Origin of the sequence: Shimia isoporae (genome assembly GCF_004346865.1) — a bacterium.
Taxonomy (GTDB): Bacteria; Pseudomonadota; Alphaproteobacteria; order Rhodobacterales; family Rhodobacteraceae; genus Shimia; species Shimia isoporae.
In genome coordinates, this window is record NZ_SMGR01000001.1 from 421,504 (window position 1) to 446,872 (window position 25,369).

Annotated in this window: 25 protein-coding genes; 17 read left to right on the forward strand and 8 right to left on the reverse strand. The window is 58.2% G+C overall.

Annotation, left to right across the window (positions count from 1 at the left end; translation table 11 throughout):
• Nucleotides 1-129: 129 nt before the first annotated feature.
• The 13 genes from BXY66_RS02090 (at nt 130) to BXY66_RS02150 (ending at nt 13,600) form a co-directional block, all read left to right on the forward strand.
• Nucleotides 130-1,386, forward strand: coding sequence for an ABC transporter substrate-binding protein (locus BXY66_RS02090; protein ID WP_132858522.1), 1,257 nt, complete (start codon nt 130-132; stop codon nt 1,384-1,386).
• 96 nt (nt 1,387-1,482) lie between these two features.
• Nucleotides 1,483-2,409, forward strand: a complete 927-nt coding sequence (locus BXY66_RS02095) for a carbohydrate ABC transporter permease (RefSeq protein WP_132858523.1) — start codon at nt 1,483-1,485, stop codon at nt 2,407-2,409.
• A 1-nt stretch (nt 2,410) separates the two neighbouring features.
• Nucleotides 2,411-3,259, forward strand: a complete 849-nt coding sequence (locus tag BXY66_RS02100) for a carbohydrate ABC transporter permease (RefSeq protein WP_132858524.1) — start codon at nt 2,411-2,413, stop codon at nt 3,257-3,259.
• On the forward strand, nt 3,256-5,322 hold the full coding sequence (locus tag BXY66_RS02105; RefSeq protein WP_243694275.1) for an alpha-galactosidase: 2,067 nt from the start codon (nt 3,256-3,258) through the stop codon (nt 5,320-5,322). The genes BXY66_RS02100 and BXY66_RS02105 overlap by 4 nt, the downstream gene beginning before the upstream one ends.
• Nucleotides 5,319-7,028 carry an IlvD/Edd family dehydratase gene (locus BXY66_RS02110; protein ID WP_132858525.1) on the forward strand — a complete coding sequence of 570 codons (1,710 nt, stop codon included), beginning with the start codon at nt 5,319-5,321 and terminating at the stop codon, nt 7,026-7,028. The genes BXY66_RS02105 and BXY66_RS02110 overlap by 4 nt, the downstream gene beginning before the upstream one ends.
• Complete coding sequence (locus BXY66_RS02115) at nt 7,028-7,789, forward strand: SDR family NAD(P)-dependent oxidoreductase (RefSeq protein WP_132858526.1); 762 nt, start codon at nt 7,028-7,030, stop codon at nt 7,787-7,789. Before BXY66_RS02110 ends, BXY66_RS02115 begins: the two co-directional genes overlap by 1 nt.
• 3 nt (nt 7,790-7,792) lie before the next feature.
• On the forward strand, nt 7,793-8,683 hold the full coding sequence (locus BXY66_RS02120) for a 2-dehydro-3-deoxygalactonokinase (protein ID WP_132858527.1): 891 nt from the start codon (nt 7,793-7,795) through the stop codon (nt 8,681-8,683).
• A gap of 4 nt (nt 8,684-8,687) precedes the next feature.
• Nucleotides 8,688-9,293 carry a 2-dehydro-3-deoxy-6-phosphogalactonate aldolase gene (locus BXY66_RS02125; protein ID WP_132858528.1) on the forward strand — a complete coding sequence of 202 codons (606 nt, stop codon included), beginning with the start codon at nt 8,688-8,690 and terminating at the stop codon, nt 9,291-9,293.
• On the forward strand, nt 9,290-10,147 hold the full coding sequence (locus BXY66_RS02130) for an SMP-30/gluconolactonase/LRE family protein (RefSeq protein WP_132858529.1): 858 nt from the start codon (nt 9,290-9,292) through the stop codon (nt 10,145-10,147). The genes BXY66_RS02125 and BXY66_RS02130 overlap by 4 nt, the downstream gene beginning before the upstream one ends.
• On the forward strand, nt 10,144-12,075 hold the full coding sequence (locus BXY66_RS02135) for a beta-galactosidase (RefSeq protein ID WP_132858530.1): 1,932 nt from the start codon (nt 10,144-10,146) through the stop codon (nt 12,073-12,075). The genes BXY66_RS02130 and BXY66_RS02135 overlap by 4 nt, the downstream gene beginning before the upstream one ends.
• 136 nt (nt 12,076-12,211) lie before the next feature.
• Nucleotides 12,212-12,484: a hypothetical protein gene (locus tag BXY66_RS02140; protein WP_132858531.1), complete on the forward strand. Its 273-nt coding sequence runs from the start codon at nt 12,212-12,214 to the stop codon at nt 12,482-12,484.
• On the forward strand, nt 12,456-12,848 hold the full coding sequence (locus tag BXY66_RS02145) for a hypothetical protein (protein WP_132858532.1): 393 nt from the start codon (nt 12,456-12,458) through the stop codon (nt 12,846-12,848). The genes BXY66_RS02140 and BXY66_RS02145 overlap by 29 nt, the downstream gene beginning before the upstream one ends.
• A gap of 38 nt (nt 12,849-12,886) precedes the next feature.
• Nucleotides 12,887-13,600 (forward strand): ZIP family metal transporter, encoded by a 714-nt coding sequence (locus BXY66_RS02150; protein ID WP_132858533.1) that lies wholly within the window; start codon nt 12,887-12,889, stop codon nt 13,598-13,600.
• A gap of 3 nt (nt 13,601-13,603) precedes the next feature.
• Here BXY66_RS02150 and BXY66_RS02155 read toward each other — a convergent pair whose 3' ends face one another.
• Nucleotides 13,604-13,981 (reverse strand): winged helix-turn-helix transcriptional regulator, encoded by a 378-nt coding sequence (locus tag BXY66_RS02155; RefSeq protein ID WP_132858534.1) that lies wholly within the window; start codon nt 13,979-13,981, stop codon nt 13,604-13,606.
• Nucleotides 13,982-14,105: 124 nt separating this feature from the next.
• On the opposite strand from BXY66_RS02155, the gene BXY66_RS02160 reads away from it, so the two are divergent.
• A complete protein-coding gene (locus BXY66_RS02160) occupies nt 14,106-14,882 on the forward strand; it encodes a nuclear transport factor 2 family protein (protein ID WP_132858535.1) in 777 nt (258 codons plus the stop codon).
• Nucleotides 14,883-14,946: 64 nt separating this feature from the next.
• Here the strand turns inward: BXY66_RS02160 and BXY66_RS02165 are convergent, their stop codons facing one another.
• The 4 genes from BXY66_RS02165 to BXY66_RS02180 form a co-directional block, all read right to left on the reverse strand.
• On the reverse strand, nt 14,947-15,657 hold the full coding sequence (locus BXY66_RS02165; protein WP_132858536.1) for a glutathione S-transferase family protein: 711 nt from the start codon (nt 15,655-15,657) through the stop codon (nt 14,947-14,949).
• Between the two features lie 78 nt (nt 15,658-15,735).
• Nucleotides 15,736-16,287 (reverse strand): sigma-70 family RNA polymerase sigma factor, encoded by a 552-nt coding sequence (locus tag BXY66_RS02170; protein ID WP_132858537.1) that lies wholly within the window; start codon nt 16,285-16,287, stop codon nt 15,736-15,738.
• Nucleotides 16,288-16,471: 184 nt separating this feature from the next.
• A complete protein-coding gene (locus BXY66_RS02175) occupies nt 16,472-18,037 on the reverse strand; it encodes a 2-isopropylmalate synthase (RefSeq protein WP_132858538.1) in 1,566 nt (521 codons plus the stop codon).
• A gap of 12 nt (nt 18,038-18,049) precedes the next feature.
• On the reverse strand, nt 18,050-18,406 hold the full coding sequence (locus BXY66_RS02180; RefSeq protein WP_132858539.1) for a cupin domain-containing protein: 357 nt from the start codon (nt 18,404-18,406) through the stop codon (nt 18,050-18,052).
• A 324-nt stretch (nt 18,407-18,730) separates the two neighbouring features.
• Between BXY66_RS02180 and BXY66_RS02185 the strand changes: the two genes are divergently transcribed.
• On the forward strand, nt 18,731-19,390 hold the full coding sequence (locus BXY66_RS02185) for an SDR family NAD(P)-dependent oxidoreductase (protein ID WP_132858540.1): 660 nt from the start codon (nt 18,731-18,733) through the stop codon (nt 19,388-19,390).
• Here BXY66_RS02185 and BXY66_RS02190 read toward each other — a convergent pair.
• Nucleotides 19,367-19,954 (reverse strand): NAD(P)H-dependent oxidoreductase, encoded by a 588-nt coding sequence (locus BXY66_RS02190; RefSeq protein ID WP_132858541.1) that lies wholly within the window; start codon nt 19,952-19,954, stop codon nt 19,367-19,369. The two genes, BXY66_RS02185 and BXY66_RS02190, sit on opposite strands and share 24 nt — an antisense overlap.
• 178 nt (nt 19,955-20,132) lie before the next feature.
• Complete coding sequence (locus BXY66_RS02195; RefSeq protein ID WP_132858542.1) at nt 20,133-21,524, reverse strand: MORN repeat-containing protein; 1,392 nt, start codon at nt 21,522-21,524, stop codon at nt 20,133-20,135.
• 189 nt (nt 21,525-21,713) lie between these two features.
• Between BXY66_RS02195 and BXY66_RS02200 the strand changes: the two genes are divergently transcribed.
• Both BXY66_RS02200 and BXY66_RS02205 read left to right on the forward strand, forming a co-directional pair.
• Entirely contained in the window at nt 21,714-22,472 is a 759-nt protein-coding gene (locus BXY66_RS02200; protein WP_132858543.1) for a glutathione S-transferase family protein, read from the forward strand.
• Between the two features lie 79 nt (nt 22,473-22,551).
• The gene (locus BXY66_RS02205) at nt 22,552-24,210 is read left to right on the forward strand and encodes an NAD+ synthase (RefSeq protein ID WP_132858544.1); all 1,659 of its coding nucleotides are present in this window, start codon (nt 22,552-22,554) and stop codon (nt 24,208-24,210) included.
• A 19-nt stretch (nt 24,211-24,229) separates the two neighbouring features.
• Here BXY66_RS02205 and BXY66_RS02210 read toward each other — a convergent pair whose 3' ends face one another.
• Complete coding sequence (locus BXY66_RS02210) at nt 24,230-25,183, reverse strand: 1-phosphofructokinase family hexose kinase (RefSeq protein WP_132858545.1); 954 nt, start codon at nt 25,181-25,183, stop codon at nt 24,230-24,232.
• Nucleotides 25,184-25,369: the final 186 nt, after the last annotated feature.

Below are 25,369 nucleotides of genomic sequence, written 5' to 3' on the forward strand. Positions count from 1 at the left end.
TCTCCCAAGCTTCCGCTCAGGAATCTGTTGACAAGCTAACCGAGTCGATGTGTAGTTTTCAATATGTAAAACGCGGTTTCAAATAATGGAACCAAAACTTGCATAATTTTGGAGCACAGGGAGGACACAATGCTTTCCAAAATGAAAACCACCGCAGCCGCAGCAGCGGTTGCATCGGCGTTTGCCGTTCCGGCATCTGCTGAGCTGACCGGCGACCTGACCATTTTCCTGGACACGTCGAACCCGGCGCCGCGCGCCACCATGGAAGCGATGATCGGTCGTTTCCAAGAGAAGCACCCAGATCTGAACATCGAAACCACGGTGATCGATCGCGAGGCTTACAAAACCCAGATCCGTAACTTCCTGACTGCTGATGCACCGGACGTTGCTACTTGGTATGCGGCAAACCGTATGCGTCCCTATGTGGAAGCAGGTCTGTTTGAAGACGTCTCCGACCTCTATGCAGAGCCGGCGATCGCGGAAGGTCTGGCATCCACAAAAGGTGCGTTGACCATTGATGACAAGCAGTGGGGCGTTGCCTACACCTACTATCAGTGGGGCGTTTACTACCGCAAAGACATCTTCGCCGAACTGGGTCTTTCCGAGCCGATGACCTGGGACGAAGAAAAAGCAAACTGCGCCAAGATCGTTGAATCTGGCCGCGCCTGCTACACCATTGGTACCAAGTACCTGTGGACTGCCGGCGGCTGGTTCGACTACCTGAACATGCGCACCAACGGCTTTGACTTCCACATGGATCTGGCGGCAGGCAAAGTTGCTTGGACTGACGACCGCGTGAAGCAGACTTTCATGAACTGGAAAGAGCTGATCGACATGGGCGGCTTTATTGCTGACCACCAGACTTACAGCTGGCAGGAAGCTCTGCCGTTCATGGTCAAAGGCGAAGCCGCAGCTTACCTGATGGGCAACTTCGCAGTGGCACCGCTGCGCGAAGCAGGCCTGACCGACGACCAGCTGGACTTCTACCAGTTCGTGAAGATCAACCCGGACGTAGAACTGTCGGAAGATGCACCGACCGATACCTTCCACATCCCGGCCAACGCGAAGAACAAAGAAGCCGCACGTGAATTCCTGCGCTTTGCAACTTCGCCGGAAGAGCAGACCATCATCAACAATGGCAAGAACCTGGGCCAGCTGCCTGTGAACGCGGGTTCCTCGGTTGATGACGACAAGTTCCTTCAGCAGGGCTTCCAGATGCTGTCCACCAATTCCACCGGCGGCGTGGCCCAGTTCTGGGACCGTGATGCACCGGCGGAAATGGCGAAGGTATCCATGGAAGGCTTCCAGGAGTTCATGGTCAAGCCGGACAACCTCGACAAGATCCTGTCCAAGCTGGAGCGCGCTCGCGAGCGCATCTACAAGTAAGGCTTTTGCCGGCGGCCATTGCGTCGCCGGCCATCCCTTAATTCGACAGGGCGGGGACTTCCCCGCCTTGTCCCCCTCAAATCCCGGGCAGATTTAATGACCGTTGCTTCCGATATTCCTGAAACCGAAAGCTGGTTCCACAAAAACCAGCAGAAAATAGCGCCTTGGATTTTCCTGGCGCCGGGTATTCTTTTCTTTGCCGTCTACGTGATTATTCCGATTTTCCAGTCGTTTAACCTCTCTTTGTATGAGTGGGACGGGCTGGGGCAGGCGGAATACGTGGGCCTGAGCAACTATGAGCAGCTGTACTGGGAGTATGTCGATCGCGACGCGTTCTTCATCTCGCTCAAGAACAACGTGATCTGGCTGTTTATGTATTTGCTGGCGATCCCTGCCGGCCTCTTCATAGCGCTCTTCCTGAACCAGACTGTGCGGGGCATCCGAATCTACAAGTCGCTGTTTTTCTTCCCCTTTGTGATTTCGCAAGTGGTGGTCGGCCTTGTGTTCAGCTGGTTCTACAACCCGTCGTTTGGCCTTTTGAACACGATGCTGGCCTGGGTGAACCTTGGCCCCGTGAACGTGCTGGGTGACGAAAACCTTGTGACCTATGGCATCATCGTTGCCGGTCTTTGGCCGCAGACGGCCTATTGCATGATCCTGTATCTCACCGGTCTGAATGCCGTGGATCCCGAACAAATCGAAGCCGGGCGTCTTGATGGCGCGAAGGGGCTGCGGATGTTGTGGCATATTATTCTGCCGCAACTGCGCCCCGCGACCTTTATTGCCTTTGTTGTGACCATCATCGGCGCGCTGCGTTCGTTTGACCTTGTGTCGATCATGACCGAAGGCGGGCCGTTCGGCAGCTCGCGCGTGCTGGCCTACTACATGTTCGAGGTGGCTCTTTCAGAATACGGCTTCCGCATGGGCTATGGCGCGGCCATCGCCGTGGTGCTGTTCATGATCATGATGTGCTTCATCGCCTACTTCCTGTGGTCGATGTATCGCGAAGAGAAGGGGCACTGAGATGTTTCCCAAACCGATAGAAAAACAATCCGCGGGCGCACAGTTTGCCTACAAGTCCTTGCTGCCTGTGGCTCTGCTCTTCTGGCTGGCGCCTTTGCTGGCAGTCGCGCTCTTCTCGATCAAGCCGGATGCGGATTTCACGGCCGGTAACTACTGGGGCGTTCCGTCAAGTTTCGAAGGATTCAACAACTACGGTCAGGTGTTTTTCAACTCCGACATGCCGCAGTATCTGCTGAACTCATTCATGATCACCATTCCCACGGTGATTGGCGCGGTTGCGCTGAGTTCGATGACCGGCTTTGCGCTGGGCGTGTACAAGTTCCGGGCAAACCTGTGGATTTTCTTCCTGTTTGTGGCGGGTAACTTTGTTCCGTTCCAGATCCTGATGGTGCCGGTGCGCGACCTGACACTGAGCCTTGGTCTTTATGACACCAAGGCCGGTTTGGTGCTGTTCCATATCGCTTTCCAGACAGGGTTCTGCACGCTGTTTATGCGCAACTTTATCCGGGCGCTGCCTTATGAGCTGATCGAAGCGGCGCGTGTGGAAGGTGTGAGCGAAATCAAGATCTTTTGGTATGTGGTTCTGCCACTTATGAAGCCCGCTCTCGCGGCCTTGTCGGTGCTGATCTTTACCTTTATCTGGAACGACTATTTCTGGGCGATTGTTCTGACGCAGGGCCCTGACAGTCAGCCAGTCACAGCGGGTATCACCAGTTTTAACGCGCAGTTCCGTGCGGCCTATCACATGATGAGCGCGGGCTCGATCGTGGCAGCGCTGCCGCCTGTGGCGATGTTCTTTTTGATGCAGAAGCATTTCATTGCAGGTCTCACCTTGGGAGCCGTGAAGTGACAACCACACCGAATGCCTGGCGCATTGATGCGCCAGGCCAGACGCTTGTTCTTGCCTCAAGCGGGCGCATTCCTGTTGCCGTTTACTGGGGCCCGTCCTTGCCTTTGGAGCAGGATTTGGACGCTGTTGTTTCGGCGGCCAAGCGCGATGTGACAGGCGGCATGATCGATGCTTTGCCGGAGCTGTCGTTGTGCCCCGAAGAGGGAGACAGCTATCAGGGGCAGCCGGGCATCAAAGCGTATCGCGCGGGGCGCGTGCTTTTTCCGCGGTTCGCACTGGTGTCGGCAGAGGGCGGCACATTTGTCTGCCGCGACGAAGATCTGGGCCTGACGGTCACGTTCCGGTTTGCAGTCGAGGGTTCGGTGATTGCGGCATCGACCTCACTTGTTTCGGAGCAAACAATCACGTTGCACCACCTTGCAGCGCCGGCGATGCCGGGGCCTCAGTTCGCCGAAGAGATTCTGGATTTCTCAGGGCGCTGGATTGGTGAGTTCCAGATGGAGCGTGCCTTGTGGCGGTCCGGTGTCCACATGCGCGAGGCGCGGGGCGGGCGATCAGGACACGAAACGCCACCTATTGCCTATTTCCCGGAGACCGGGGCGACAAACACGCGCGGGACGGTGTTTGCCATGCATTACGGATGGTCCGGCGGGCACGTTATGTATGCCGAAGAACAGCCTGATGGCCGCCGTTTGGTGCAATTCGGGCACGCAACCGGCACACGTGCGGCGGGGACCGAGTTTGAAACGGGCAAAGTGTATCTGGCGGTTTCCGAAGTCGGACTGAACGGTTGCGCAGTAGCGTTTCAGCGGCATCTGCGTGATGAGCTGGTCACGTGGCCACATCCGGAACGGTCGCGACCCGTGCATTACAATTGCTGGGAAGCGATCTACTTTGACCATGATTTCGAGGCTTTGACTGCGATCGCGGATCGGGCCGTCGAGCTGGGTGCCGAGCGGTTTGTGCTGGATGACGGTTGGTTTGGCAAACGGGATGATGACACGTCCTCGCTTGGTGACTGGGAGATTGATCCGCGCAAATGGCCGGACGGACTAACGCCGCTGATTGATCATGTGAAGTCGCTGGGCATGGTGTTTGGCCTGTGGTTTGAACCGGAGATGGTCAACCTTGACAGCGATCTGGCGCGGGCGCACCCAGAATGGATTTTGGGACGTGCGGATCAGGTCGAAGGGCGGCAGCAACGGGTGCTTGATGTCGGTAACCCAGAGGTGCGCGACTATCTTTACGAGAAGATCGCGGCGGTGCTGGCGACACATGACATCGACTACATCAAATGGGATCACAATCGTCTATTGCCGGTGGCCGACGCGGCGCAAGGCGACGGGATTTACGCGCTTTTGGCGCAGCTTCGGGAAGATTTCCCACAAGTGGAAATCGAGAGTTGTGCCTCTGGCGGCGGGCGCATCGATGCAGGAATTTTGCAGCACACACAGCGGGTCTGGTTGAGCGATAGCAACGACGCACTTGAGCGGTTGCGGATTCAGCATGATGCGGCGCTGTTTTTACCGGCGGCGATTACCGGATCGCACGTGGGCCCCCGCCATTGTCACACATCAGGGCGGGTGCACGACATCCGGTTCCGTGCATGGGTCGCCGCGCAACGGCATATGGGGTTCGAAATGGACCCTCGGGAGCTCACCGAGGAAGAAGCCGGGGTTCTGAGCCGGGTAACTGCATGGTGGAAGAGCAACCGAGACTGGCGGATGCAGGCCGATATTCTGCGGCTCGACAGCGCGGATCCGAGCGTGATTGCGGAGATGCAATTGGCAGCCGATGGCGCGCAGTTCGTTGTTTTTGCGGGCAAGGCGGCGAGCGGTGTGCAGAACATGCCGCGCCCACTGCGCCTGACCGGGCTGGACCCGGATGCACTTTATGAAGTGGCTCTGATCAACCGTGACGAAGCCAACCATCTGAGCCGGACTTCGATGCCTCTGAAAGAGGGACCAATGGTCCTTTCGGGGCAACAGCTGATGCAACAAGGTCTGATCCTGCCATGGTCCTTCCCGGATCGCATGTGGGTCGTTGAAGGAACGAAGAAATGACGAAGAAACGCCGGTCTGAAGACTGGTATGGCATGATGGACAAGGATGGCTTTATCCGGCGCAGCTGGATGAAAAATCAGGGCTATCCGGATCATGCTTTTGATGGACGGCCGATCATCGGCATCTGCAATACGTGGTCGGAGCTGACACCGTGCAACTCTGGCCTGCGAGAGTTGGCAGAAGGCGTGAAACGTGGCGTTTGGGATGCGGGTGGATTTCCCGTGGAGTTCCCGGTGATGTCGTTGGGCGAGACCCAGATGAAACCGACGGCAATGCTGTTTCGCAACCTGTTGTCGATGGACGTGGAAGAAAGCATCCGCGCCTATGGCATGGACGGTGTCGTCTTGTTGGGGGGATGCGATAAGACCACGCCCGGTCAGCTGATGGGAGCTGCGTCGGTAGACCTGCCGACAATCGTTGTGTCCTCCGGTCCGATGCTGTCGGGCAAGTGGAAAGGACGCGACCTGGGTTCCGGTACCGATGTGCGCAAATTCGCGATGGACGTGAAGGCGGGCGATATGACGCTCAAGGACTTCATGGCCACGGAATCGGGAATGAGCCGGTCCAAAGGCGTCTGCATGACCATGGGCACGGCGTCGACGATGTCGTCTCTGGTTGAAGCTATGGGGATGAGTTTGCCGATGAACGGGTCTTTGCCTGCCGTCGACGCGCGTCGCATGGCCTTGGCGCATATGACCGGCAAACGAATTGTCGAAATGGTCGATGAAGACTTGAAGCTGTCCGACGTTCTGAAGCGCGAGAATTTCGAAAACGCAATTGTCGCAAACGCGGCGCTGGGTGGGTCCACAAATTCGGTGATGCATCTGCTGGCGTTGGCGGGGCGGGTTGGCGTTGAGCTGGACCTTAGTGATTTCGAGATCGGGTCAGAAATTCCGCTCTTGGTGAATTGCATGCCGTCGGGAAAGTACCTGATGGAAGACTTCTGCTATGCGGGCGGAGTGCCTGCGGTGCTGAAGGAAGTTAGCCATTTGTTGCGCGACGCGCCGACGGTGATGGGCAAAGACATTTCGCATTATTATGAGGATGCGGAGACTTATAACCGTGACGTGATCTTCGCTTTTGATGCGCCGCGTAAACCCGCGGCGGGGCTGCGTGTTTTGAAAGGCAATCTCGCCCCCAGAGGCGCGATTGTGAAACCCTCGGCAGCCTCTGATCATTTGCTGGAACATGAGGGCGAGGCCTATGTGTTCGAGAGCATCGAAGAGCTTAAAGCGAACATTGACCGCGACGACCTGCCCGTTGATGAAAGCAGTATTCTGGTTTTGAAGAACTGCGGCCCGAAGGGATATCCCGGAATGCCCGAAGTGGGCGATATGCCTGTACCGGCCAAACTGGTGAAGCAAGGTGTGCGGGATATCGTGCGTATTTCCGACGCGCGGATGAGCGGCACGGCTTTCGGAACCGTGATCCTGCACGTGGCGCCGGAAGCCACCGCAGGTGGACCGATTGCCTTGGTGCAAACCGGTGACCGGATCAAGGTGTCTGCCAAAGGCGGCGTCCTTGAGTTGCTTGTTAGCGAAGATGAGCTTGCGGCGCGCCTTGCGGAGTGGGTAGAGCCTGCGAAGCACTACACGCGCGGTTACGCGAGCATGTATATCGATCACGTCCTTCAAGCCGATCGGGGCGCGGATCTCGATTTCCTAGTCGGCAAGGATACACGGCCTGTTACAAGGGAGAGCCACTGATGACCGGAACGATTTTTCCCGACCTCAAAGGCAAGTCTGTCTATATCACCGGCGGTGCAAGCGGCATAGGCGCGGCGCTGACCGACGGGTTCATGGCGCAGGGCGCGAAAGTTGCGATTATCGGCCGGTCTGCTGCTGACGAATTCATCGCGGAGATGGAGGGCAAACACGGGGCAACGCCTTTGTTCATGCAGGGAGACATCTCTGATGTGGCGCGTCTGCGGGAGACGATCCAACAGGCTGTTGGAGAACACGGTGGGTTGGATGTGCTGGTGAACAACGCCGCCAATGACAAGCGCCACAGCCTCGATGAGGTGGACGAGGAGTTCTATGATTGGATGCAGGCAGTGAACCTGAAGGCCTATTTCTTTGCCTGTCAGGAAGCCGCACGTCATATGGACGCCGGTGGCGCGATGATTAACTTCAGCTCGATCAGCTATATGATGGGCAACGCTGGCTATCCGATTTACACGACTGCAAACGCGGGCATCACAGGCATGACCCGCTCTCTCGCGCGGGAGCTTGGCCCCCGCGGCATTCGCGTGAATGCACTGGCGCCCGGTTGGGTGCTGACGCAGAAGCAACTGGACCTCTGGGCCGATCCGGAAGGACTTGAAGAGCACATGAACAAGATGTGCCTCAAAGAACATCTCAAGCCCGAGGACATGATTGATCCGACCCTGTATCTGGCGTCGAACGCAAGCCGGATGATGACGGGGCAGACTATGGCCGTTGACGGCGGCGTCGTGGTTTCGGGGTAAGTCATGGCGGTCACGGCGGAATGGATTGCAGTTGATTGGGGGACGTCGAACCTGCGTGCGTTTGCCATGCATGGTGAGACTGTGCTGGCAGAGGCACAATCGGATAAAGGTATGTCCCAGCTTGAAAAAGCGGAGTTCGGACCGGCGTTGATGACCCTGATTGACGGTTGGCTGGGGGCTGGCGTCACGGACGTCGTGGCATGTGGCATGGTCGGAGCCCGACAGGGGTGGGTTGAGGCGCCATATGGCACCGTCCCGAGCGCGCCGTTGACAGGCAATGCCGCGCAGGTGCCAGGTACGGATGCGCGTGTACGCGTCTTTGTCGTGCCGGGGCTGAAACAAGCCAAGCCGGCGGACGTCATGCGCGGAGAGGAAACGCAGGTAGCGGGCTTTCTGGCGAAAAACAAAAACTGGGACGGGGTGATCTGCCTTCCTGGTACCCACACCAAATGGGTGCATGTGAGCGCGGACGAAGTGATTAGTTTCCGCACGTTCATGACGGGTGAGATGTTTGCCCTGTTGTCCGGGTCTTCGGTTTTGCAGCATTCGGTAGGTGAAGGCTGGGACGAGGCAGCTTTTGAAGACGGACTTGGCACGACGTTGTCGCGGCCAGAAGCTATCGCGGCCGAACTTTTCGGCATCCGCGCCAGTGATCTCTTGAACGCGACGCCAGCAGCTGCTGGGCGCGCGCGTTTGTCGGGATTGCTGTTGGGAGCAGAGTTGGCTGCTGCACGACCGTATTGGCTTGGGCAGAACATCGCCGTTATCGGTGATGTCGGGTTGTCCGAAGTTTACGCCAAAGCGCTCAAGACGCAGGGTGGTTTTGCCACGATTGCGGATTGTCAGGAAATGACCATTGCGGGGCTGACTGCCGCGCGCAACCTTTTGGGGTGACACCATGGATCGGGCTATTATTGCCATATTGCGGGGGGTGACCCCCGAAGAAGTTGTGCCGATTGCGCATGAAATCATTAAAGCGGGCATCACCAAGATCGAGGTGCCCCTGAATTCGCCGGATGCTGTTGAGAGCATTCGCCGTCTGGCGGCGGACAACGCCGGGCGCGCTTTGATCGGGGCCGGTACTGTTTTGACCGTTGGCGATGTGGAAGCGGTTCATGCGGCGGGCGGTAAGTTGATCGTGTCTCCAAATTACGACCCTGAAGTCATCGCGCGGACAGCGGATTTGGGCATGGAAAGCTGGCCAGGGGTGTTTACGCCCACCGAGGCTTTTGCCGCGTTGAAAGCCGGTGCGACGGGTCTGAAGTTGTTCCCGGGAAACATGGCCGGACCGGGAGGGATGAAGGCGATGCGCGCGGTTCTTCCCAAGGGCACGCAGGTGTACGCCGTGGGAGGCGCAGGGCCCGAGAATTTCGATCAATGGGTCGATGCAAGCGCCGATGGGTTCGGTATCGGATCCGCAATCTACAAACCGGGCATGAGCGTGTCGGATGTGCGCGCCAAGGCTGATGCTATTGTTGCGGCCTATGACAAGGTGCTTCCATGAGTACGGTTTATGACAACCGCGTTTGCGAACTGGGAGAAGGTCCGCTCTGGCATCCGGAGCGGCAGCAGCTGTTCTGGTTTGATATCATTGGGAAAAAGTTGAAAACCCGTGAGAATGGAGAGCCGCTCGAGTGGGATTTTGACGAACATGTGTCTGCTGCCGGCTGGATTGATCGCGACACGCTGTTGATCGCAAGCGAGACGGCGCTCTGGACATTTGACCTAGCGAGCGGTGAACAGGAATACCTTGTTGCGCTTGAGGCGGACAATCCGGTGACACGATCCAATGATGGCCGCGCAGACCCTTACGGAGGCTTTTGGATCGGGACGATGGGCAAAAGCGCCGAGGCCGGTGCAGGCGCTATCTATCGGTACTTTCGTGGTGCGCTTCGCAAACTGGTGTCGGACGTCACAATTACCAACGCCATCTGCTTTTCGCCGGACGGCAAGTGGGCACACTACACGGACACCCTGACAGGTCAGGTAATGCGCTGGGCTCTTGGTGAGGATGGCTGGCCGGAAGGCGACGCCGCTGTGCATGTTGATACCAAGGCAGAAGGATTGAACCCTGATGGGGCGGTGATCGACGCGGAAGGCAATATCTGGATCGCACAATGGGGTGCCAGCCGTGTAGCGGCTTATGACGAGAGCGGACAGTTTGTGCGTGCAGTGGAGTTCGGCGGACGACACACCTCCTGTCCGGCCTTCGGTGGCGCCGACCTAACGACGTTATTTTGCACTACGGCGGCTGAAGGGGTGTCGGCGGAAGTGCTTGAGAAAGAACCGGAAAACGGAATGGTTTTCATGGAAGAAGCGGTCGCCAAAGGGCAGGCCGAGCATAAGGTGATCCTATGAGTAAGGACCTTGGGGTGTGTTATTACCCCGAACACTGGCCCGAGGACATGTGGGCCAAAGATGCTGCGGATATGGTGGCGGCCGGCATCAAATGGGTGCGTATTGGCGAGTTCGCCTGGAGCCGCATGGAGGCAGTGCCGGGCAAGTTGACCTTGGAGTGGCTGGATCGTGCCATCGACGTGCTTGGCGGGGCTGGCTTGAAGGTTATTCTAGGCACCCCGACAGCCACACCGCCCCGTTGGATGATCGACAAACATCCCGACATGCTGGCCGTTGATGAAAGCGGCAATCCGCGCAAGTTCGGTTCACGTCGGCATTATTGCTTCAGCCACGACGGGTATCGCGAGGAAAGCGCCAGAATCACACGCATCGTCGCGGAGCGCTATGGTCGAAACCGGCACATTGCTGCGTGGCAGACGGACAATGAATACGGCTGTCACGACACCATTATCAGCTATTCCGAGCCGGCGAAAATCGCCTTTCAGAAATGGTGTCGGGACAAATACGGGACCATCCACACACTCAACGAGGCGTGGGGTAATATCTTTTGGTCGATGGAGTATTTTTCCTTTGAAGACATCGACTTGCCGAACCTGACAGTCACAGAACCCAACCCGAGCCATGTTCTGGCCTTCCGACGGTTCTCCTCGGATCAGGTTGTGCGTTTCAACAAGGTTCAGGCTGACATCCTGCGCGAAAACACGGACATGCCGCTGATACACAACTACATGGGGCGCATTCTGGAGTTCGACCATTTTGATGTTGGTGCGGATCTCGATATCGCCAGCTGGGACAGTTATCCGATCGGGTTCCTTTCGGACCGCTTGGAGGCGTCAGACGACCACAAGGCACGGTTCCTTCGACAGGGGGATCCGGATATGCAGGCGTTTCATCACGACCTTTATCGGGCCGTGGGGAAAGGCCGCTGGTGGGTTATGGAGCAACAGCCGGGTCCTGTGAACTGGGCGCCATTCAATCCGGCCCCACTTCCGGGGATGGTGGCGCTTTGGTCACTTGAGGCATTTGCGCATGGCGCGGAAGTTGTCAGCTATTTCCGTTGGCGACAGGCGCCGATGGCGCAAGAGATGATGCATGCGGGTCTACAGACTCCTGACGGACGAGAGGCACCCGGCATGGCCGAGGCGCGTCAGGTGGCTGATATTGTTAAGGCTTTTGATGATGTTGAGAGTTCACAGTCGCCTGTGGCGATCGTGTTTGACTACGCGTCTGACTGGGCTTGGCACACCCAGCCGCAGGGGGCGGGATTTGACTATTTCCGTCTGACATTTGCAACATACCGCGCGTTGCGCCGCGCGGGATTGTCGGTGGATATCGTGAACAGCGATTGCCGTGATTTTGCGGGCTACAGGGCTGTGTTTGCACCGGGATTGGCGACACTGGAGCCTTCGTTGGTCGAGGCGATTGATGACGCAGGGGCGATCGGCGTTCTGGGGCCGCGAACAGGGGCGATTACAACCGAGTTCCGCATTCCCGAAGGTGGACGCCCCGGCGTACCTGGACTTGATGCGCGTGTGGAATTGATTGAAAGTCTACCGCCGCATGCGGGGATGGCCGTTGTTGGGGGCGGCACTGTGGATCACTGGTGTGAACGGCTTTCCGGTTCCGCCAAGCCATTGCTTTCATTGGAAAACGGCGCGCTGGTTTTGATGGCGGAGCGTAATCGCTGGTATCTCGGCGGGTTCCCGGATGAAACGTTGTTTGACCGGATCGTGGGACTGGTGTCAGAGGCCGGGGAGTTTGAGACGCATCCGATGCCGGAAGGATTGCGCCGGCGAATGCTGGGTGATCTGGAGTTCTTGATCAACTATGACGCAGGGGATGTCACGCACGACGGGCAGCGTATTCCTGCCTGCGGGGTAGTGGTGCGAAAGGATGGTCAGGTGCTTGCCGAAAGCAACATGAACTGATCACCGGGCGTTGGCGCTGGGTTTTTGGAAAGGCGGTTCCCCGGGAACCGCCTTTTTTGTTGTCTGCGGAACGTCTGCAAAGCGTCGGTATCGCGTCGGTATTGATAATTGGTACCAAGGTACCTAAATATGACGCATGACAGATCGAATCGAACGCGTACAAACTGGCGTCCGGATTGAGAAACGCCTTCTGAAGGTTCTCAAAGGACTTGCTGAACATCTGGACATGTCGCTGGGTGACCTGATCGAAGGAATGGCGCTGCATGCGTTCGAGGGCAAAGCGCCTTTCTCGGAAAGTACGCAGGCCAAGATTGCGCAGCTCAAGGAGGTCTATGATCTTGAATGGACGGCGTCAGACAGCCACAAATCGGAGACCGGAGATGACGACAGACGATTCAAGTGTTGCTGAGATCCTCCTGGGTTTTGAAACGCTGACAATTGACGCGTCTTGTTTTCATCACCGGGAGCACGTCTTGGCTGCGTTTGCGTTGCTGAGAGAATATGAGTTCATCGATGCGGCAGCGAAGTATGCCAAAGGCATTCGGGCAATCGCAGAACGCGCGGGCGCACACGACAAGTTCAATCTGACAATCACTTACGCTTTCATGAGTCTGATTGCAGAACGCATGGCGGGATTTGACGGCGACTTCCCTGCTTTCGTGCAGGCTTTTCCCGAGGTGCTGGACAAGAATGTTCTGAGCGGGCTTTACGACGGGGACCGGCTTGGCAGTGAGCTGGCGAAACGCGTGTTTTTGATGCCGTCTGCCGCTTAAGGCTCGCGTGCTGACGTTGGCTGTCCTAGGTTCTCAGTATGGATGCTTTGACCTCAGCTTTGTTGTTGGCGCTGTTCGCGGGATTGGCGATGCCTTTGGGAGGCGTGCTGGCGCGGATTGAACACATCCGCAATGCAAGAGTTGAGGCGCGGGTCGTCAAGAGTGTGACGGCATTTGGCGGTGGCGCCCTGTTGTCCGCGGTTGCTTTGGTGTTGGTGCCAAAAGGGGCCGAAGCCCTACCGGTGGTTCTGGCGGTGCCATTGTTGGTCGGTGGCGGTCTGACCTTCTATCTCGTCGACAAGCTGCTGGCGCAGGCCGGAGGAAGTGGCGCGTTGCTATTGGCGATGCTGCTGGACTTTCTGCCGGAAGCCATGGCGCTTGGTGCTTTGTTGGTGACCGAAGCGGCGACGGCCAAGTTGCTGGCCGCGATGATGTTTTTGCAAAACCTGCCGGAAGGGTTTGGCGCGTTCCGGGACATCTGGGCGCATGGCAAGGTGCCGGGCTGGGTGGTGCTTGCGATCTTTGTCGGACTTGCGGGGCTTGGCCCGCTGTGTGCGGCGCTTGGGTTCCATTTCCTGTCCAGCGATCCGGAAACGCTGGGGGCGATCATGATCTTTGCCGCAGGCGGCATTCTCTATCTGATCTTTCAGGACATCGCGCCGGAGGCCTATGAGAAAGGCACATGGTCGCCTGCGCTTGGGGCTGTGGCGGGCTTCGCGCTTGGTTTGGCGGGCGATATGGTGATCGGCTGAGGCTTATTTTGCGGTGCGTTCGGCGTAGTCGATGCGCGCTGCATAAACGTCTTCGCGTCGCGTGAGGGCCCAGTTCACCAAAGGTTTGTAGCGGGCCACAAACTCCGCGCCGATATCGGTCAACTCGTAGTGAACTTCGATCGGCGGGCCGGGTTCCACGCGGCGGGTGATATACCCGTCAGCCTCCAGAGAGCGCAGGTTTTCCGTCAGTACGCGCTGGGTGATGTCACCCAGAATGCGTTTGATTGCAGAGAAACGCTGTGGACCGTGTTCCAGAACCAGCAGGATCAGCGAGCTCCATTTGCCCATGACGTTGGCCAGCACCGAGCGGATCGGGCAGGTGGCTTTGTCGTTGTCGGTCTTGGCGGTCAGCGCGGTCATGGTGGTTCCTTTCAGGATACCTGGTTGTGTGTGGCGTCGTTGGTGTCAAATTAGTGCGTAATTGACACTAGGTGCGAAAACAATACCTAGTTCGGCAGAGTTTGCAAAAAGAGAGGGAAAACTCATGTCCGCGAAGGAAATTGTCATCCAGTTGGCCACTGCCTTGTTCTCAAGCTTTGACCCCGAGGCGGCGACAGCATTGCTCGATCCGGGTTATATCCAGCACAATCCGGCGGTGCCTACGGGGGCGGCGGCGATTGTCGGTTTTGTGCCGGCGCTGGAACAGAGCGGGTTTCAGGCGGAAACGCATCGGGTGATTGCAGAGGGTGATCTGGTTGTGCTGCATTCCACGTTCAGCAATGCACAAATCATCGGCGCCGACACGGTGATTGCGTTTGACGTGTTTCGCGTGAAGGACGGCAAGGTCGTGGAACACTGGGACAACCTGCAACCGGCGGTGCCTGCAGCTCAGACAGCCAACGGCAATTCGATGGTGGATGGCGCTGTCGAGATTATGGATCTGGAGAAGACGGCGCAGAACAAGGCGTTGGTGCAGGGCATGCTGAGCGACGTGTTCATGGGCGGCAAAGTCGACAAGATTGCGGACTACATCTCTGCCGAGACTTATGTGCAGCACAATCCGCAAATTGGAAACGGACTTGAGGGGCTGGGCGCCGCGATTGCGCAGTTGAGCGCGGCGGGGCAGATGTTCACTTATGACACGGTGCATATGGTCGTGGCCGAAGGCAACTTTGTCTTTGCAGCCTCGGAAGGATCGATGGGGGGCGTGCCGATGGCGTTCTTCGACCTGTTCCGCGTTGAAGACGGCAAGATTGTCGAACACTGGGATGTGGTTTCAGACATCCCTGCGGAAATGGCGCACGAGAACGGCAAATTCTGAGCCTGCGTCGGTCAGGTTGAAAGCGGGTTGAAAGGCCGCCCAGTGATTGGGCGGCCTTTTGCATTCAGCCGCAGCACCCGCCGCCGGAGGCTTTCGCCGGTTGGCAGGGAGATTGATTGCGGTTCGCACCGCGTCCGAGCCATGTTGCGTCGCTCAGGTAGAAATTGCTGAACCTGTCCAGGAATTCAGCCGCGACAGATTTTTGGGGAATGCCGGTTTCCATCAAGGCCTGTTGCCAGCGCTTCACTTTGGGAAACTCTGCCAGCATGTCGTGGCCGGAATGCTGTTCCACGATGTGCGCGCGGTGCAGGAGCACCAACCATGCGATATCCACGTTGCCGAGGGTGTCTCCTCCGAAAAACGGTCCATCACCCAACTGGGCCTCGGCTCTGGCGAAGGCGGCGGTGAGTTTGCGACTGCGCTCTCCAAAGGTCGCGGGGTCTTTGGAAGACATTGTCCCGCACTGTACGAGATAGTGTTTGGAGGCTTGGTAAGACCATGCGCGGTTCAGGGCACGATCCTCCGGGGTGAGGGCCGCTTGCAACGGAGCGGAGATTTCGTCGATGTATTCCACGATGGCATCACTTTCGAAGAGCGCGGTGCCGCTGTCGGTGACGAGCATGGGCACCTGCCCGGTGGGGGACAGGTCGAGAAACCACTGTGGCTTGTCTGCAAGCGAGATGAATTCGATTTCATAGGGCATCTGTTTGGCTTCGAGCAGCGCGGTGACGCGTTGCACGAAGGGGCAGATGGTAAAGCTGACGATCTTGATCATTTGAGGCGTCCTTTTGATGTCTTTCACAGGGTAAGACGGGGGACGCGGGAAAAAGACGACAGGAATTTCAAACTTTTTTCAGCATTTGCGGCAACCGTTTGATTTCAATTCCATTTCGGAAAGGTTGCCACGGGTGTCCATCGTGAATTTGCAGCAGGCATCGAACAGCGTTCGCAAGTCCGCGCGGGCCCTGGTGACGCGGGATTTCAGGGTGGAATAGGGGATGTCCTGCGCAGACGCGTAGTCGCGTTGTGACACGCCGTTAAGGTCAATTGCGGTCAGGAGCGCAGCAGCGTCGTCAGGCAGAGCCTTGATGAACGGTGCAACGCAGGCCTCCAGATCGTGGCGCAGGACAGGGTCGTCCTGTGCGTACCAGAGTTCGTCGGCCTGTGGGGCTGCGCGGCCGGCGCGGCGATAATGATCGATGATCGCGCGATTTGCGGTCTGGAAAAGCCACGGTTTGAGTTTTGTCTCGTCGTGCAGGTTTGGCAGCCCTGTGAACACCTTGATTGAGATATCCTGCAACAGATCGTCGACGTCGTCCGGATTTGACACGCGGGCGCGCAGAAAGGCCTTGAGCCGGTCGCGGTAGGCAGACCAGACGGCAGTGAGATCAGGCGTGGTGCTCATGGGCAATAGGAATGGGGAGTGTTTGGCGCGGAATCAAGGGCGAAGCCCACCGGGTCGCGTGTGACCTGCCTCAACGGGCGCGCATCTCGACGATATTCTCTGTGAAAAAAACGCGCACCCAGGGTTGGGCGTGCCCTTTAACGGGGCAAAAGAAAAGGCCGCCCGGAGGCGGCCTTTTGTCGATTCAGGCGAGATCCTTGTAGGAAATCTCTTTGGCGTCAGCCCCTTCGCCGACCTTGCCGCGACGCACGATCAGGCGGTTGAGCGCATGGATGTAGGCTTTGGCAGATGCCACAACCGTGTCGGTGTTGGCCGATTGGCCGGTGGCGATGATGCCATCCTCTTCGAGACGTACAGACACTGTGGCCTGCGCATCGGTGCCTTCGGTCACGGCGCTCACCTGATAGAGTTCCAGATGCGCGGCATTCGGATAATTCATCCGGATTGCCTTGAAGGTGGCGTCCACGGGGCCGTCGCCTTCGCTGACCGCAGTAACGTCTTTGCCATCGATCTCCATTTCGACTGTGGCTTCGGCAGGGCCGCCGGTGCCGCAGGTTACTTTCATGCTGACAAGTTGGAGATGGTCGTCCTCATCCTCGCCGTCTCCGACGCGCACAAGGGCGACGATGTCGTCGTCAAAGACCTCTTTCTTACGGTCGGCCAGCTCCTTGAAACGCACAAAGATGTCCTTGAGCTGGTTGTCGCCCACTTCAAAGCCGAGCTGCTCGAGCTTGTCGCGCAGCGCGGCGCGGCCTGAGTGTTTGCCGAGCGGCAGGGATGTGCCGGCAAGTCCTACATCTTCGGGACGCATGATCTCGAAGGTTTCCTTGTTCTTGAGCATACCGTCCTGATGGATGCCGCTTTCATGCGCAAAGGCGTTCTTGCCGACGATGGCTTTGTTGAACTGGACGGGGAAGCCCGACACCGTTGCCACGCGACGGGAGATGTTCATCAGCTTTTTGGTGTCGATGCCGGTGGTCCACGGCATGATGTCGTTGCGCACCTTGAGCGCCATGACGACTTCTTCGAGTGCGGTGTTGCCGGCGCGCTCGCCAAGGCCGTTGATCGTGCATTCGATCTGACGTGCGCCACCTGCCACCGCGGCCAGAGAGTTGGCTGTCGCCATGCCGAGGTCGTTGTGGCAATGGGTGGCGAAGATCACCTCATCTGCGCCCGGAACGGTTTCGATCAGCTTTTTGATCAGATCGGCGCTTTCCATCGGGGCGGTGTAGCCAACCGTGTCGGGGATGTTGATCGTGCTGGCACCGGCCTTGATGGCGATTTCAATCACGCGGCAGAGATAGTCCCATTCGGTGCGGGTGGCGTCCATCGGAGACCACTGCACGTTGTCACAGAGGTTACGGGCATGTGTCACCGTCTCGTGAATTTTGTCTGCCATCTCGTCCATAGTCAGGTTTGGAATGGCGCGGTGCAGCGGTGAGGTGCCGATGAACGTGTGAATGCGGTTCTGTTCCGCATGCTTGACGGCTTCCCAGCAGCGGTCGATGTCAGCGAAATTGGCGCGTGCCAGACCACAGATACGGGAATTCTTGGAGCGCTGTGCGATTTCGGAAACGGCAGCAAAGTCGCCTTCCGACGCGATCGGGAAGCCAGCTTCGATGATGTCGACACCCATATCGTCGAGCATCTCGGCGATTTCGAGTTTCTCGTCGTGAGTCATGGTCGCGCCGGGACTTTGCTCGCCGTCACGGAGGGTGGTGTCAAAAATAACTACGCGGTCTTGTGTCATTGTTTTTTCCTGTCAGATATGCGGTTTCGGGGCGGGCGCATGGCCGCTATCCCCTGTGTTTGCTTCGCCCTTTGGCTCAATCAGAAGCACCTTGGCTTCGGTCTCCGCGCGGGGGCGGTGGATTTGGCCTTGAGGCACGATCAATAGTTCGCCCGGCCCAAAGGTGACGGACGGGGCGTTGTCGTATTCCATGGTCACAGAGCCGTCGATCACCAGAAAAAAGTCATCTGTGTTGTCGTGCTTGTGAAACGGAAATTCACCCTGAAATTTTACAACCATCACGTCGTTGTCGTTGTAGCTGGCAACGACATGGGGGTCCCAATGCGAGGAAAACTGCGAAAGTTTCTCCGATAGATTTATTTTGTGCATGATGTGGTTCCTAATCTCGGTTCGCGGAAGTGCGGCGCGTAATCATGTCCTCTGAGCACGCGCGCCGGAGAGGCCGCGCTCAGAGGCGGATTAGGAGTAGGTCAATGCCACGCGCAAACGGCGCCGGTAGGCGCTCGGTCAGTGCGATATGTGTGGTTTTGATCATGGGCGGGATTTATACATGCCGTTTGGTAAATGGGAAGGGGAATTTTGCGCAGGCTGGTTTGGGCCGCGAAAGTTGGCCGGTCCCGCGTGGTTGTCGTACCTAACGGACGATCCGATGGGACCGCCCATGCGTATCTGACAGACAGCGGGGAGGTCGGAATGCGGGCATTGGTGATTGGAGACAGTGGCGGGATTGGCGGTGCGGTGGCAGAGGTTTTGCACGCGCGCGGCGCCGATGTTGTCGGCCTTTCGCGGGCGCGAACCGGCTTCGACCTGTTAAGTCCGGACGCAGCTGAGGAACAAATTGCGGCGCTTGATGATGTCTTCGACCTCATATTCGTGGCGACAGGTGCATTGGTCAGCACGCGGGAACGGCCGGAAAAGTCGCTGAAAGAGGTTTCCGCGGCGGAACTCGCGGAACAGTTTGCGATCAATGCCATCGGACCGGCGCTTGTATTGCGCCACGCGCCGAGGTTGCTGGCACGCGCCCAGCGTGGCGTTTTCGCAGTGCTGTCGGCACGGGTTGGGTCGATTGGCGATAATCGCGCGGGGGGGTGGTATTCCTATCGGGCCAGTAAGGCGGCGCTAAATCAGATCGTGCACACAGGGGCGATAGAATTGGCGCGGACGCACAAGCAGGCGGTCTGTGTCGCGCTGCATCCGGGCACGGTGGAAACATCCTTTACCGCTGGTTTTTCGGGTCGGGAGAAGCTCTCGGCGGAGGAAAGTGCGACGCGATTGCTTGATGTGCTGAACGGGTTGGACGCGGGCGATACCGGCGGGTTCTTTGATTATTCAGGCGCACCCGTCGTTTGGTGAGGCCAGCGTAAACCCGATTTTGTAGCTTTGCTCCAGCAGCGCGGCACGGCGGGCATCCGACCCTGTGGCGCCGTACAACACTTCCAATTTGCGGGGAGACAATCCGAAATAGCCGAATGTTCCCTTGATCCACGCGGTTTCGAGTGCTTCGAGGTAGCCTTCGTTTTTGATTTCGTCAGACCGCCCGCCCGCAGGGACCAGCAAAACGCCGCTTCGGGCGCGTTGCAGGGAGGTCTCGGGATCGTCGAGTTGGTCGTAGGCCCAACCCCACCGGAACACCCGGTCGACCCAACCTTTGGTCATTGCCGGCATGCCCCACCAGAACAACGGGAACACCAGACAGATTGCGTCGGCCCGCGCGATGCGCGCCTGTTCTGCAAGAACATCCGGCGGGGTCGTGTTTTTGATGTCTGCCAGTGACCACAGCGGGTTGAACCCCTCCGCGTTCAGGTCGGCGAGTTCGGTTGAGTGGCCTGCTGCCTGGGCACCGCGCATGAAAGCTTGTGCGGCCGCGGCGCTGAAGGCGTTGGGGTTAGGATGGTCGAGGACAGTCAGGACGTGCATGTGGGCTCCGGAGTTCGTTGCTCACATGTCTAAGGCCTCAGGTTAGGTTGAGGGCAAGGGTAAGTAATCTTTTTATTTCAGGGTTTTAAGGCGGTCTCCGCTTCCTTTGCCGTGGGTCCGCCAATAGGCAGGCGGCTTAACCGCGTGCCTTTCTTCACCTCTGATCTGGAGAATCGCCTCAGCCGTCGGTCTGAAGGGTTCCGTTTTCCCATGTGCCGGTTGCGGTTTCCCCGCCAGCGTAGTTGATCGTGCCGGAACCCTGACGTTTGCCGGCTTTGAACATGCCTTCATACACGTCGCCGTTCGCGTAGGTGGCTACGCCCATACCGTCGATTTCACCGGCTTTCCATTCGCCGGAATATTTGAAGCCGTCAGGCATGACCAGTTCGCCGATGCCTTCGCGTTGGCCTTTGACAAAGGCACCTGTGTAAACGGAGCCGTCCGGAAAGGTGACAGTGCCCAGACCGTGGCGCAGACCTTCCACAAAGTCGCCTTCGTAGCGGTAACCGTCAGGGTAGGTGGTCACGCCTTTGCCGTGGCTGCGGGCGGCTTTGAATTCGCCTTCGTAGACCAGCCCGTTCACATAAGCAGCCTTGCCGTTGCCTTCGATCACGCCGTCGACCCATTCGCCTTCGTAGATGCTGCCGTCGGCATAGGTGATTTTGCCGAAGCCGTGGCTTTGGTTGTTGCGGATGGCCCCCTGATAGACGGAGCCGTCCGTGTAGGTGAGCGTGCCTTCGCCTTCTTGTCGGCCGTTGAGCCAGCTGCCCTTGTAGCTGTAGCCGTCTGGCGCGGTGAGCGTGCCTTGGCCGTGGCGCTGACCATCCTGAAAATTGCCTACGTAGCGGTCGCCGTTCGCATAGGCCATCTCGCCATTTCCTTGACGGCGACCGTTGCTGATCTGGCCGACGTACGTATCGCCGTTGGCATATGTGATGGTGCCTTCGCCAGACATCTGGTTATCCGCCCAGCTGCCGGTGTAGACCAACCCGTCCGGCACCGTGAGTGTGCCGGTGCCTGAGCGTTGCCCGTTGACCATGCCGCCGTCATAAATCGTGCCGTCTGCAAAGGTGATTTTGCCTTGGCCATCGCGAATGCCGTTGACCCAGCTGCCTTCGTACTGGTCGCCGTTCGGGAAGATGGACGTTCCGTGGCCGTGCTGGACCGCATTCACGAAGTCGCCTTCGTAGCGCACACCATCTGCGCCGATGGACACACCGCGACCGGTGATCTGGCCTTCTTTCCATTCGCCTTCATAGGTGCCGCCATCTGCGAAAACGATTTTGCCGACGCCGTGTGGACGGCCCTTGGCGAAGTCGCCTTCGTAAACGGATCCATTTGCGAAACGGGCCACACCTTTGCCGAGAATCTCGCCGTCGACCCACGCACCCGTGTATTCGTATCCGTTGGGCAGGCGGTAGGTGCCGGTACCGTGCTGCAGGCCGCCTTTGAAGGTGCCTTCGTACACGCCGCCATCGTCATACTGTTTGGTCAGAACCTGGCTGTCCTGCGCAATGGCCGGAGCGGCCGCCAGCAGGATGGCTAAAGTAAGTGCCTGAGTTCTGCTCATTCATTCAGTCCCATGTTGCCCACAAAGGGGGATCCCCAGCCGTTTTCCGGCATTGGATCGAATTTTAGATCAATGGGTTGCGCTGGGCAACGGGTTTTGACGGGCTGTGCAATGGCGCAGGGGAATCTGTGACTGGTCACAGTCCGGTTGGCGTGGCAGCGTGCACAAAAATCGAACAAGGAGAAAACGATGCGGGACTATGTGGGGACCAGTGATGGCATGGCTGCGGACGGGCTGCGGGTGACAATTGTCCGTGGGGTGCCGAGCCCATGGGGGGAAGTTGTAAAGGGCGTGCTGCATGTCAAAAACATCGACTGGCAACCCGTGAGTTTTGACGGGCAGGACAAGGCCCAGATCGAATGGACCGGTCAAGTGAGTGCGCCGACAGCCGTTTACGGCGACGAAGCGCCGCTTTCGTCGGTACGCGAGATCGTCGCGCTCGCTGAACGGCTTGCGCCGACACCAGCGCTTTTGCCCGAGGACAAAAACCAGAGGGCGCTTGTTTTGCAGATGGGCGAAGACCTGATGGGCGAAGGCGGCCTGGCGTGGTCCCGCCGCTTACAGCTCGTGCACTACGGCATGACATCGTCGGGCGGGTTTTCTGGTGGCGTCGCGGCCTATCTGGCAGCAAAGTATGGCTATGTCGCAAGCATGGGCGAGACCTACGGGCCACGGGTTGTCGCACTTTTGCGGGAATTTTCTGAATTTCTTGCGAACTCGGAAGGGCCTTATCTGTTTGGCGACACCATGACAGCGGCGGATATTCAGTTGGCCTGTGTCATGGCGTTGTTTGCACCGTTGCCGGACAACGTCTGTCCGATGCATGAAAAGGCGCGGGCGTCTTTTGAAACGCTGGACGGGCCAACAAAGGCAGCGCTTGCGCCCAACTTGCTCGCACACCGCGATCATATGTATGCCAACCATCTGGAGTTGCCTTTGCAGCTGTAAAGTGAACGCGATTGCGCTTTCCCTTGTCGCTGGGTCTGCTACATCTTTGGCCGAAGGAATTTAGCAGGAGGCAGGGGCGATGTCCGACACGTTCCGCTTGACCATGGCGCAAGCCAATCCGGTGATGGGCGATCTGCGCGGCAATGCAAACAAGGTGCGCGCGATCTGGGCCGAAGCAAAGGCTGCGGGCTCGGACATGGTTGCCTTTCCCGAGATGTTCATCGTCGGCTACAACGCGCAGGACCTAATCCTGAAACCTGCGTTGCAGGCTGCGGCGTTGGCGGAAATCGAGCGTTTGGCGGTGGATTGCGCTGACGGGCCGGTTGTGACTGTCGGTGGACCCTGGGCGGATGACGGAAAGCTGTACAACGCGTATTTCGTGCTGAAGGGCGGAAGGATCGTGCATCGCCAGCTCAAGCATCACCTTCCGAACTATACGGTGTTCGATGAGGAACGCCTGTTTGAACATGGCCCTATGGGCGGGCCGTATGACGTGAACGGTGTTCGGGTTGGCAGCCCGATTTGCGAAGATGCTTGGTTCGAGGACGTGCCGGAAACTCTGGAGGAAACCGGAGCGGAGATTCTCGTGGTGCCCAACGGATCGCCGTACTATCGCGACAAGTTTGACCGGCGCATGAACCACATGGTCGCGCGTGTCATAGAGACCGAGCTGCCTCTGGTCTATTTGAACATGGTGGGAGGTCAGGACGATCAGGTCTTTGACGGCGGGTCTTTTGTTTTGAACCCTGGTGGCGAACTTGCGATGCAGCTGCCGGTTTTCGACGAAGCGATCGCACATGTCGAGTTCGAGCGCACACCTGCCGGATGGCGGTGCAAGGAGGGGCCGAAGGCGGTTCTGCCCGCTGGTGAGGAGCAGGATTATCGCGTTTGTGTCGAAGCGCTTCGGGATTACATGGGCAAGACCGGTTTCAAGAAGGTTCTGCTCGGGCTGTCCGGGGGGATCGACAGTGCGCTGGTTGCGACCATTGCCGTGGATGCGCTGGGGCCGGACAATGTGCGGTGTGTGATGTTGCCGTCCGAGTACACATCACAGGAGTCACTGGATGACGCCAAAGACATCGCAGAGCGTTTGGGTGTCCGGTATGATTTTGTGCCAATCAAGGAAGGGCGGCAAGCGATCACCAACACGCTTGCACCTTTGTTTGAGGGCACCGAGGCCGGTCTGACCGAGGAAAACATACAAAGTCGTCTGCGCGGATTGTTGTTGATGGCGCTGAGCAACAAGTTTGGCGAGATGCTTTTGACCACGGGCAACAAGTCGGAGGTCGCGGTGGGCTATGCCACGATCTATGGCGATATGGCGGGCGGGTATAATCCCATCAAGGACATGTACAAAACCCGCGTGTTCGAGACGTCGCGGTGGCGCAATGCTGTGCATCGGGACTGGATGTCGGGACCGGAAGGTGAGGTCATTCCTGTCAACATCATCGATAAGCCGCCCTCGGCCGAGCTGCGACCTGATCAGAAGGATGAGGACAGCCTGCCTCCGTATGACGTTCTGGACGCAATCCTTCTGATGCTGGTGGATCAGGAAAAATCGGTGGCTGATTGTGTTACAGCAGGATTTGACCGGGAAACGGTCAAACGGGTCGAGCATCTGGTTTACATTAGTGAATACAAGCGGTTCCAGTCTGCACCCGGTGCCCGGTTGAGCAAGAAAGCATTCTGGATGGATCGCCGTTATCCGATCGTGAACCGCTTTCGCGACGAGAGCTGATTGCGGTTCAGCGGCCTTTTCAGAGGTGAATCTCTGAAAGGGAGCAGTCTGGCAAATAGCGCGTGAAGTCCGACTTGCGACAGAGTTCGGTGGCTGGTGTGGTCACGGCGGCTGTGGCAGCTGTCGTGCCGTGTTGCAGGGCTGTTGCGAGGGGTTCGCCAGCGGCGCGGGCAAGCGTGAAGGCGCCGACAAAGCTGTCTCCCGCGCCAACCTTGCTGTCGATCGGGACATCCAGTGCGGAGGCGTGCAAACATCCGTCTTCGCTTGCCAGGATGGAACCATCGGGGCCGCGCGCCACAATCACTGTTTCGGCCACACCGCGTTTCACGAGGTTTTCTGCGAAACGGGCGCTGTCTTCGCGGGTTGGTAGGGGAGCGCCGTGAATGTCCTCGCTTTCGTCCAGATCCATACGCAGCACCGCGAGCCCGGGGTTGGGGCCGGAGCAAAGATCATGCAGCGGCTCGCCGGAGATATCACAGATGATACTGGGGCCGGTGTCTTGGAGTGAGGCGATGATGGTGCGGGCAAAGTCGCGCGGCATCCCTGGAGCGAGGCTTCCGGACAGGACCAGAAGGCCTGCCCGATTGGTCATGGCGTTGAGACGGGTCAGAAGCTGTTTGCAGTCAGCCGAGGACCACGTTGGGCCAGGCATGACGAAGCGGAACTGCTTGCCGGTTTCGTCACTGATGACAGCGACATTGGTGCGGGTTTCGCCTGGCGCGGGGTGCGCGATTTCGGCGATGCCTTCGTCTGCGAGCAGGGTTTGGAGGCGTTGGCCGGCGTTGCCTCCGGCGACGACAAAGGCGCGGGAATGGCCACCGAGGATCCGGATAGCACGGGACACATTGATGCCGCCGCCGCCAGCGCTGAATTCGGGTGTGGCGCAGCGCAGCTTGTGGCCCGCGACCACACTCGGAGCCGTGGTCGAGAGATCCACTGCGGGATTCAGCGTGACTGTTAGGATGTCTTGCATGGGGCACCGGTTCGGCTGACGATAGGCATGATGTGACATGTTTGCGCTAACTTTCCAAGTGAACAAATGGTACTTGGGATCAGCGAAAGAGCGCCGCAAAAGTCGTGCAATTGCCTGCGCATCTTGGCAAGCTGCGTGCAATGGCGCATGTGGCAGGCATGTAAAAAAGACATTTTTTGACGGGGT